The following is a 2048-nucleotide window of genomic DNA, read 5'->3' on the forward strand; positions in this document are numbered from 1 at the left end:
TACACAAGGCGTCTCCACAATCGACCGATTGGCCTCTGCTCGAAGCGCGGAATCTTCCACTACCGACGACGGGTGCCGACCGACTTGTCGACGGTCTGGGAAGGTCGCGAAGTATGGCGTTCGCTCGATACAGACAGCTATGCGATCGCACTTCGGCGCATCCATCGGGTCGCCGCTGATGTCGAAGCCGAGTTTGAGAAAATGCGCTGCTCGATTGGTCGCACTATCGACCAGATGTTGCTCAATGTTCCGCTCAGCGATCCGGCGATTTCAACCGCGCTGATCCCGGCTGCTGCGCAGCCGCCAGCACCGCTCTCGCCGTCGAGCACCCGCACCATCGGGAATGTCTACGATCGCTTCATCGCGGACCCGAAGCATCAATGGAGCAAGCGCACCCAGATCGCGCACGCCACGACCCGGAAATGGGTCATTGAGGTCTTTGGGGAGGATACTCCTCTCGCGGAGATCACCCGCGAGGGCTGTCGCGATTTCGTGGCACTCCTGCGCGAAATGCCGAAAAGCGCACATCAACGCTTTCCAGACATGACGATCATTGAGGTGATCGCTGCCGCCAAGGCGAAGGGTGAGCGCCGAGTAATAAGCACCGCGAACCTCAACGCCTACATCAATCGGTTCGGCGGTGTGATGAACTGGGCGATGAATGAGGGCTATCTCGATCGCAATCCGCTCAAGGGGCTGAAGCTCCCAGACCCAGTGAAGAAACGCGACAAGCGGAACCCGTTCTCGACCGACCAGCTTCGCCGCATCTTCGACGCGCCGATCTACACCGGGTGTCGGGATGACGCGAACGGCTACGCCGTCCCCGGCGATCAGCACCCCCGCCGCGCTCGATTCTGGGTGCCGCTGATCGCGCTGTTCAGCGGCCTACGGCTCAATGAGATTTGCCAGCTTGAGGTCTCCGATATTCGGGTGATCGACGGCATCCCGTGCTTTCGCGTGGCTTCTGGGCTCAGCCAGACCGGCGACGAGAAGCGCTTGAAGACCAACGCCAGCGAGCGCATCGTGCCGGTTCACGACGAACTGATCCGCTGCGGTTTTCTGGCGTTCGCTGAATCTCAGCGACTATGTGGCGAGACGAATCTGTTTCCTGAGCTTCCATTCGGGCATCTGGGCTACCGCTCCACTGCCATATCACGCTGGTTCTCGCGCTTCCTCGAAAATGCCGGTGCCGTCGCCTCGCTCACCTGCTTCCACTCGTTCCGCCACAATTTTCGCGACGGACTCCGCGAGGCCAAGATCGACCGCGATGTCGGGTTCGTCCTTGGTGGTTGGACAACGGATGGCAAGGGGGTGGCAGTGGCGGACAATTATGGGAGCGGATACACCGCGCCGTTATTATCAGATTGTCTCAATCAAGTCCGATACTTCGACCTCGACCTGAGCCATCTTTGGGTGCTTTAATAGTGCTTCTGTGTGATCGACAAGGAGGGCAGGTTGGACTGGTTATTGTATGGTATCGGCCTCGACAGTATCGCACGCGCGTTTCGCTCAACTATCAAGTCCTTTGAGGCTGAGCGCTCACTGATCGAGAGCGATTGGGCCGCTCATGAGAAAGCTGTTGAGGCGGGCGAAGCTGAAACCGTCGTCGAAGAAGAAACGACTGGTGCTTATTTCGATTATGGTGAACATATCGGTGAATTGCTCTACGAAGTCGAAGAAAGTAAGAGACTGGTTCGTGAGGCTTTCGTGACCGTATTGTATCATCACTGGGAGAAGAAGGTAGCAGAGCTATTGAGCCTGAAGAGATATGACCAGAAAAAGGCGTTCGTTGCTGCCAAGTTGGTTGGATGGAAAACCGACGAAGGCATGATTGATAAATTACGGATGGTTGCCAACTGTATCAAGCATGATAGCACTCAGTCTCAAACCTTGAATTCCCTTGATAAGTCATATTTTGACCAAGCTGAAATAGCTCATGGCTGGTATGATGCCCTGCGGATCACAGATGCTCACTTGGAAGCGTTCATCGAAGCGGTAAAATCATCTGGTCCCCCAATGAAAAAATGGATGGGCAAACCACAAGAGGT

At 56.1% G+C, this 2048-nt stretch carries 2 protein-coding genes; both read left to right on the plus strand.

From position 1 onward, the window contains the following. Positions 1-1422: site-specific integrase (locus tag L8H00_RS18595; protein ID WP_242098832.1), on the plus strand; the 1422-nt coding region annotated here is incomplete at its 5' end. 12 nt (positions 1423-1434) lie between these two features. After that, positions 1435-2048: hypothetical protein (locus tag L8H00_RS18600; protein ID WP_242098834.1), on the plus strand; the 614-nt coding region annotated here is incomplete at its 3' end.

The organism is Sphingomonas sp. CROZ-RG-20F-R02-07, assembly GCF_022662335.1.
Taxonomy (GTDB): Bacteria; Pseudomonadota; Alphaproteobacteria; order Sphingomonadales; family Sphingomonadaceae; genus Sphingomonas.